The sequence below is a fragment of the Phaeobacter sp. genome, assembly GCF_022825805.1.
GTDB lineage: Bacteria > Pseudomonadota > Alphaproteobacteria > Rhodobacterales > Rhodobacteraceae > Phaeobacter.
Map to the genome: position 1 here is coordinate 24,589 of NZ_JAJDWC010000025.1, position 8,260 is coordinate 32,848.

Annotated in this window: 5 protein-coding genes; 4 read left to right on the forward strand and 1 reads right to left on the reverse strand. The window is 55.1% G+C overall.

Translation table 11 applies throughout. The features are described from left to right. Window positions 1–334 precede the first annotated feature (334 nt). The 4 genes from Q0C28_RS02560 to Q0C28_RS02575 all read left to right on the forward strand — a co-directional run bounded on the left by Q0C28_RS02560 (window position 335) and on the right by Q0C28_RS02575 (window position 4,960). A complete protein-coding gene (locus Q0C28_RS02560) occupies window positions 335–1,459 on the forward strand; it encodes an extracellular solute-binding protein (RefSeq protein WP_293573080.1) in 1,125 nt (374 codons plus the stop codon). Between the two features lie 150 nt (window positions 1,460–1,609). Then, window positions 1,610–2,722 carry an ABC transporter ATP-binding protein gene (locus tag Q0C28_RS02565; protein ID WP_293573081.1) on the forward strand — a complete coding sequence of 371 codons (1,113 nt, stop codon included), beginning with the start codon at window positions 1,610–1,612 and terminating at the stop codon, window positions 2,720–2,722. A 13-nt stretch (window positions 2,723–2,735) separates the two neighbouring features. Beyond that, a complete protein-coding gene (locus tag Q0C28_RS02570; RefSeq protein ID WP_293573082.1) occupies window positions 2,736–3,656 on the forward strand; it encodes an ABC transporter permease in 921 nt (306 codons plus the stop codon). Next, the gene (locus tag Q0C28_RS02575; RefSeq protein ID WP_293573083.1) at window positions 3,653–4,960 is read left to right on the forward strand and encodes an ABC transporter permease; all 1,308 of its coding nucleotides are present in this window, start codon (window positions 3,653–3,655) and stop codon (window positions 4,958–4,960) included. Before Q0C28_RS02570 ends, Q0C28_RS02575 begins: the two co-directional genes overlap by 4 nt. A gap of 179 nt (window positions 4,961–5,139) precedes the next feature. Here the strand turns inward: Q0C28_RS02575 and Q0C28_RS02580 are convergent, their stop codons facing one another. Next, complete coding sequence (locus Q0C28_RS02580; protein WP_293573084.1) at window positions 5,140–8,073, reverse strand: glycosyltransferase; 2,934 nt, start codon at window positions 8,071–8,073, stop codon at window positions 5,140–5,142. Between the last annotated feature and the right edge of the window lie 187 nt (window positions 8,074–8,260).

The window sequence follows — 8,260 nt, forward strand, 5'->3', positions numbered from 1 at the left end:
GGGCCGATTTTAGATTAAATTCTAGTCGTTTACCGTGATACGCTGATCATGTGTTGTGCAGGAAATCAAATTGGAATGGGAGCGTGAGAAATCCCAACCCAAGCGATTGAGTTTCGTATTCCGAACGCGTTGTGTGTGTTTGATGTTCGGCAGTTTATCGTAAGGTGAGATCAGACGGTATTTCAGAAACTGGCCACATCGGGTCGCATTTGCGATATGCTCTGGCCTTATTGATTTCTGAATCTGTCACTGTAGCGAACCGGAGGTGTCTCGCAGTCTCGCACGATCAAAAGCAATAAAAACAAACCAACAAACCAATAGGGAGAAAGTCACAATGACCTTGAAGTCAAACACCAACCGGCGCGCCGTGTTGAAGGGAGCAGGTGCAGCTGTTCTGGCAGCACCACTGTACAGCAAGAGTGCGCTGGCCTCCTCGGGCGAGATCAATATTTTGATGTGGTCCGACTATCTGCCACCCGAGTTCATCGCAGGTTTTGAAGCCAAAACCGGTATCAAGGTGAACTACACTGGCATCGGATCCAACGAAGAAATCATCAACAAGATGAAAGCCACCAAGGGGCAGGGTTTTGATATCGTGTCTCCGACCAACAACCGGTCCTTGCAGTGGGGTCCACTCGAGCTGTTGAAGCCGTTTGACATGAACAAGGTCAATGTCGACGCGGTCAACCCGGCAATGGCAAAGATCGGCACCGACGCATGGAACTTCGAAGGTGCGGGCGTTCACTGGCTGCCTCATATCTGGGGGACAGAGGGTGTCGCCTATCGCACAGACAAGTGGTTGCCAGCGGGTGATGCGCCTTCTTATGGCGATGTCTGGTCCGAAGAGAATGCAGGCAAAACCATGGGCCGTGCGCACTCCATGATGCTTGGCGCGGGTCTGCATATGGAAGCGACAGGGCAGATGGAGCCTGGTTCTGTCTGGGCTGCGTATGAAGATGAAGAGGTCATGCGGAAGGTCTGGGGACAGATCACCGACTGGTGCATTGAGCGCAAAAACCGCATCAAGCTCATCTGGAATGACGCTGACACCCAGAAAAACGGCTTGCTGAATGAAGGCGTGGTTGTTGGTCAAACTTGGGATGGCCCACCTCTGGCGCTGAAAGCGGCGGGTGAGCCAGTGCACTATCAAGCGCCTTTGGAAGGGGCCATGGCCTGGGTTGACGGTATGTCGATGCCGGTTGGCGCCGAGAACGAAGAGCAGGTCTATGCCTTCATCGACTACGCCTACGAAAAAGAGCCTGCAGGCAAGGCGATTGATAGCCATGGCTACAACTCACCAGTGCTTCAGGCCGATAGCTTCTCTGGCGATGTCTACAAGAAGAACTTTGCCGAGGCCTATCCTGGCGATTCCCTCGCCAATCTGAACCCGTGGCCGGCGGAAGCCCCATGGTACGCAGATGTGCGCACGGAGTTCGTGAACAAGTTCAAGAGCGCCTGATCTGAAAGCATAACAACAGACTGGCCTCCATCTTCTGGGGGCCAGACACATGCCGTTCGGCAAAATTCAACATATTATCAATCGGATGCAGTGATGCGGCAGCCGGTGGTTCGCCACCGGGGCGGGATCTTGCGCCGAAGGAGAAGCCAAATGAGTGCTGGGGTTGGCGTAGATCTGGAAAACCTCTGGATCCGCTTTGGAGATTTCGTCGCGGTCCGCGATGCGAATGTCAAAATTAATGGGGGCGACTTCTTTTCGTTCTTGGGCCCATCCGGCTGCGGTAAAACAACCATACTGCGCGCCGTGTCAGGGTTTCTGGAGCCCAGCGAAGGCAACGTCCTGATCGGTGGAAACAACATGCGTGGTATTGGCCCGAACAAACGGCCAACAGCGCTGATTTTTCAGAACCTCGCGTTGTTTCCTCTGATGAAGGTCTGGGAAAACATCACGTTTTCGATGGAGATCAAAGGCGCCTCCGCAAAGGAGCGGCGGAAGCGGGCAGACGAATTGCTGGATATGATCGCTTTGCCGGGCCAGGGCGACAAACTGCCATCGGAGCTTTCTGGTGGACAGAGGCAACGTGTGGCCATTGCACGCGCGCTCTGCGCAGAGCCTGACGTGCTGCTGCTGGACGAGCCGCTTTCTGCGCTTGATCTCAAATTGCGACAGCACATGCGGACCGAACTGCGGGAGATCCAGCAACGCGTTGGGATCACCTTTATTTACATCACCCATGACCAGGGTGAAGCGCTGACAATGTCGGACAATATCGCAGTTATGAAAGCCGGTGTGATCGATCAGATTGCAGATGGGAAAACCATCTACAACGATCCCGCCACCGCATTTGCCGCCTCTTTCGTTGGTGAAAACAACGTCTTTCGAGGCAAAGTCAAACGTATCATGGGCGACGAAGCACTGATCTCCACCAATCGGTCAGGTGATTTGGTGGCGAGGATTTCGTCTGCCAATCAGGGCAAAATGGCCGAAGGCGATGATGCGATGATGTTCATCCGCCCCGAAGCCTTTGCCTTGGCGCCCAATGGGGCAACGGGGGACCACTTCATTACGGCGCGCGTCAATCATGAGGAGTTCGAGGGCAATGTGTTCAACATCTTCATGGAAGGCGAAGGCGGCAAGGAGCTGAAAGTCTCTATCCCGAACCTCGGGCAGTCTTTCGAAGATCACACCGGTCAGAACATCACGCTGGAGTATGAGACGCAGAATGCTGTTGCCGTACCCGCGGGTGAACTGGCCGCGGAATGAGAGGGGCTGAACCATGCCAAGTTTCCTGAAGGAATTCTTCAAAAGGAATGGTGTCGGCATGGGCAGCTTGATGCTGGGTCTGGTCCTGTTTTGGACCATCGGCCTGATCATACTGCCCCAGCTGTCGATGCTCGACTTTTCGTTCCGCCCGAACCTGCCGCCTCCGGAGATTGGTGGACCAAAAGATGTCTATACTCTGGAGAACTACAAATATCTGATCTTCGGCCCTGAAGGCGGGAGCCAGGATTACAACGCTGTGGACCTGCGGGTGTTTTTCCGCACCCTCGTGGCCGCGGTCTGTGTAACGGTCTTCAACCTGATCTTCTGTTATCCGATTGCGTATTATCTGGCGCAGACTAAGGGCAATCACATCCGCATCTTTGCGCTGATGCTGATCATCCCTTACTGGATCAATGAAATCCTCCGGGCGTTTGCCTTGCGTATCATCTTTGGCGAAACGGGTGTTTTGAACAATCTGTTCGTGGGCCTCGGGATATTCGATACGCCCTTTGATTTCATCCGCAATGATATCGCGCTCTATGCCGGTTTGGGGTACGCCTACATCCTGTTGATGATCTTCCCGATCTACAACGTGATCGAAAGCCTCGACCGTAATCAGATTGAGGCCGCGCGGGATATGGGGGCCAGCTGGCCAATGATCCATCGCCGGGTCGTGATCCCCTATGCCAAACCGGGCATCAGCTCCGGCTGTACAATGGTTTTCATGCTGTCAGCGGGTGCTTTGGCCGCACCGCAGATTCTTGGGGGGCCCTCCAGCCTGTGGTTCACGCAGCTGATCTATCAGCAATTCAATGACAACTCTGACTGGCCACAGGGCGCAGCCTATGCGGTGGTTCTGCTGGTGACCTGTATCCTGCTGGTGCTGGCCATCATGCGCCTGTTCAAGGTGAATATGGGAGATATTGGCAAATGAAGAGCTTCTCCTTCCTTCGCCTGAGCGTTTGGTTCTATCTGGCAATCTTCTTTGCCTACCTGCTGGGCCCACTGGTGATCATGTCGGTTACGGCCTTCAATTCACCGGAGTTTCCACGTGCATCCCCGTGGGAATGCCTGACCTTTGAATGGTTTTCTGCACTGTTTCAGGATGAACGTATCCTGAACGGGATTTGGAACTCGATCTTGGTTGGCGCAGGCACGGTGGTTTTGTCTGTGGCAATGGGGCTGGCGGGTGCGTTGATGCTGACGCAGATCTGGCCAAAATTGCGGGCGACATACTACACGATCATCATCGCACCGATCCTCATCCCCGGGGTGGTTCTGGGCATTTCAACACTGGTGTTCTGGGATCGCATCAACCGTATGTTGGGCCTGGGTGTGGACAGCTTCCTGTCCAACGGTTTGTTCCTGACGATCATTGGTCAATCGACCTTTATTGCCAGCTACTGCATGTTGGTGTTGGTGGCGCGTCTGCAGCGGTATGATATCGCCTTGACCGAAGCGGCACTGGATCTGGGGGCAACCCACACTCAGGCGTTTCGCAAAGTGCTGCTGCCCTTCATGAAGCCTGCAATTGCTTCTGCCGCTGTGCTTGCGTTCCTGGCTTCGTTCGAAAACTACAACACCACGACCTTCACTTTCGGTGAATATCCAACGTTGACGATCGAGCTGGCACAGAAAGTCCGCTATGGGATCACCCCCGCGATCTCGGCCTTGGCGTTCATCATCGTTGTGTTGACGGTTTTTGCGGCCCTTGCCAATGAAGCTAACATTCGCCGCAAGGAGCTGGTGGCTGCTGCACGCAAGGATGCAACGGTTGAAGAGCTGGAAAGTGGCCGTATGCGTCTGCCAAACTTCTTCAGCTCAAACTGGGCGGCTGTTGGCCTGGTTGTTTTGGCCTGTCTGACAGTTGCGACAGTGGGTACTGCGACGGTCTATAGTCCGCAGCAGTGTATCGCTGATATTCGTGAGCAGAAGCGTCTGGAGACAGAACAGCGCATTCAGGAATTGCGTCAGCGCCGCGCAGAGGAAGCCGCGCGCAGAGCAGCAGAAGAGGCGGAAAGCGGTGCTGATAGCACTGGTGGACAGTCCAAACCTGCTGCCGGTGGCAATAGTTCGGGGTTCGGTGGTGCTTTCGCTCCAAGTGCGCTTGGCGGTGACAGCAGCACAGATGATCCTGATACGGGTGCAGATGCCGCGCCAGAGCAAGACAGTGGCTCTGGGTTCGGCGGTGCGTTTGACCCAAACGCGCTGTCAGGTGGGGGTGACGACGGCAACTGACCGTGCCCACGATTGGTGATGAACCTGTCCGGATCTTGGTCCGGGCAGGTTTTTTTGTTGGCGTCTGGCAAAAAGGATGCGAGGCGGTGGAACGCCCGCGCATCAGGTCAAGCGATTTGCCCTGATACTCAGCAGACGCTTCACAGTCCCACTTTTGGCCAACACCCGAGTATCTGAGCCTAGCCGCTTACAGACCTTGCAGCCACAGATTGCCGTCTGGGGGCACGTACGGATCCCATGCGGCGCAACTTATGCCAGCCCGTCAGTCGGCCGGTCATAATCCGCCACAAAGAGCGGTAGACGTTGATGATCAGCAACTGGCGATAGATCAGTCTGTTGAGCAGCAACAGGAATACCATGTGTCGTGGGACAGAGGGCTCTGATCTTACGGCATAGTCCGCCATGATCATTTCCAGCATCGGAAGCGACAGGAAAATTCCCATGACAAGGTAGTCATGCGTTGAAAATGCGTTGAAGCTTGAGCCATCAAAACTCCCAACAAACCGCACGACCATCAGCACCATCAGCAGATCAATGATCGGCCCCAAGAGTGGCATGACCACACCAAACAAAACCAGATCAGTCAGCCCGATCAAGCCAACGGCATGACCCTGGCGAATGGTTTTGCGGTGCTTCCAGGCCGATTGCAGGATCCCAATTGACCAACGCATCCGCTGCTTCATCAGCGTGCCAACCGATGCAGGCGCTTCTGTGTAGGCATAGGCGCGTTCGGCGGCGCGCACCTTATATCCGTTCTTCAGCAAAGAGATGGTCAGGTCGGTGTCTTCTGCCAAAGTCTGGCTGGAGTAGTATCCGCAGGCGCGCACTGCGTCGGTTCGCCAGGCTCCGAATGCGCCAGGCACAACCATGATGGCATTGATGGTTTCATAGGCGCGGCGATCAATGTTTTGGGCGACTGTATATTCCAGCTTTTCTAGTTTGGTCAGCAGGTTGTTGGGATTGCCAACCATCACCTTACCCGCCACCGCGCCAACATCGCTTTGCCGCATGGGTTGCAACAGACGTCGGATGGCATCTGGTGCGACAATCGTATCGGCATCGATGGCGACGACGAAATCGGTTGTGACGTGGGAAAACGCCAGGTTGGCGGCTTTCCATTTGCCACCGTTTGGCTGGCGCAGGATCTGGATTCTTGGGTCCCGTATGTAGGTTTCGACAACCAGATCATATGTGCCGTCTGTTGATCCATCGTCGACCACTAGAACCGACAGATGCGGATAGTCGGATGCAAGCACACTGTCGATTGTTTGGACAATACCGGTTGCTTCGTTGAACGCAGGGATCACCACTGTGACAGGGGGGGTGAAATCGCCAGTTCTGCAGCGCAGATCGGTTTGCGCCAGCCGTTTGGCCCGGATCGCCATGATGAATAGGGCCAAGGCTCGTAGCACGCCCAGCAGTACAGCAAATGGCACAAGATAGCTGATCCAGGTGACACTGTTGCCCACACCGGAAAACGCCAGTGATTCAAATGTTTCCAGAGAGCTGACTTCGCGGGTTTCATAGGCCGGGCCGACCTGCGTCATGGCCTCTTGCAGTGTCAGGAATTCATACCCGCGTCCCTTGAGCTCGGGGATCAACATGCGGAGCGCCTCAACCGTTGTCGCCCGATTGCCACCACCATCGTGGAGCATGATGACCTGGCCAGTGCCATCCAGCTTGTCCAAAGTGAATTCAACCAGTTGCTCCGCGCTGAGATCGCGCCAATCTGGCGGCACGATTGTGGCGCCAAGCAGGTGGTATCGCTGATCCACGATTTCCTTGATGCGCCGCGCCAACTCCCCTTCGAGCGGACCTGGGCCGCGAACAAAAGGAGCGCGGAAAACCACGGGGGACAGGCCTGTCATCCAGGAAAACATGCGTGATTGTAGGGCCAGTTCCACCTTCACCCGACCTGGGCTGACCTTGTCCATTTCAGGGTGGCTGAATGTATGCAGACCAAAATCCATATTGGCGTTGGTCATTTCGGTCACCAGCGCCTTTTGCTCAAACATGTGGTTGCCGACCATGAAAAACGTGGCAGAGACATCCTCGTCCCGCAGAATGTTGAGAATATCGCGCGTGTAGGTTTCGGTTGGACCATCATCGAAGGTGAGCAAGATGGTTTTGTCCGGGAGCGCGGCATAGAGCTCTGCCACCATCGGCACGGGCAATGGGTTCGTTTCGGCTTTCAAAATGCGGTTGGTTTCTGGATCGCGATCGATATGACGGCGTCCGATGCGGCTGTCCTCGCCAAAGCGGATAAAGGCGCCTTCGCCGCGGTAGGATACAAACGATCCCAGATCGATGTTGTTGAGACTGTCGGCAGCACGATCAGAAAAAACGTCTGGGTGGGACAGCAGGGGCCAGATCGATGGATCTTCTTGTCCCAGTCCCCACATCGCAACGGAGTCGATGCCTGCAGTGTGCAAAGCCAACAACTGGCTGTAGTGGCTGACCGCGTCCAAATACCAGATCATGTTGCGCGCGCCGTCCTGATCCATGAAGGATATCAACCCATGCGCCTGATCCGCGTCAAAGCCAGCAAAGCCTCTGAACTGGTCAGCTTTGGCCATGGCGTTTGCATAGCTGATGAAGCGTGGCGTTTCTGACACGGAGGTCCAGTGGACACCGCCTGTGGGCATGCCGATGACCAAACGCTCAGAGGGGATGACCGATTTTGCGTCCGCCAGCACCGATTCAAACCAGGTCAGGGGAGCAGGCGATTCTTTGCGTTCGGTCAGTCGGTCCTGGTCTTGCAGAGCAGGTACAATCACGCGGTCAGGAAGCTGCCGGGCAGAGCTCAACCCTGCGATCTGGCTTGGGGCGATTGTGACACAGCTTTCAATATTGCGCGCATCAAACATCGGCTGGATAGCCTCCAGCCGGGCGAGGGCACCAGCGCTTTCGGCAGCGGTGAGTTTGCGCAGATCGAAGCAGAGGCCTGACCAGTTTTCAGTCGCTGCAAGGGTAACCGATTGGCTCCAGACGTTGGTGTTAGCAACGGAAAGCGCCTCGGGCAGCACTTCTACCAACGGCTGGATTTCATAGCCCTCATAGGGATTGGAGCTGACCAGATATGGGATCTTTTCTCCGGGCTGTGTGGTTTGCATCCACTCAATCCCGGTTTTGCCAAACGTCAACCACTCCGGGACAAATACTGTCGCTAACAAGCGATATGTCCGGTGTAGGTAACATGCGATCTGTCCGGTTTTATCATGTCTCCGAAAGGAGGCGTTATGAAGCGGACAGAAGTGTTACAGGAAGTTCGACTTATGAAGTTCGAAGACGTGTATTCGC

Coding starts and splice junctions, on each gene's coding strand:
- Q0C28_RS02560 (WP_293573080.1), top strand. CDS start 335: ATGACCTTGAAGTCAAACACCAACCGGCGCGCCGTGTTGAAGGGAGCA.
- Q0C28_RS02570 (WP_293573082.1), top strand. CDS start 2,736: ATGCCAAGTTTCCTGAAGGAATTCTTCAAAAGGAATGGTGTCGGCATG.
- Q0C28_RS02575 (WP_293573083.1), top strand. CDS start 3,653: ATGAAGAGCTTCTCCTTCCTTCGCCTGAGCGTTTGGTTCTATCTGGCA.
- Q0C28_RS02565 (WP_293573081.1), top strand. CDS start 1,610: ATGAGTGCTGGGGTTGGCGTAGATCTGGAAAACCTCTGGATCCGCTTT.
- Q0C28_RS02580 (WP_293573084.1), bottom strand. CDS start 8,073: ATGCAAACCACACAGCCCGGAGAAAAGATCCCATATCTGGTCAGCTCC.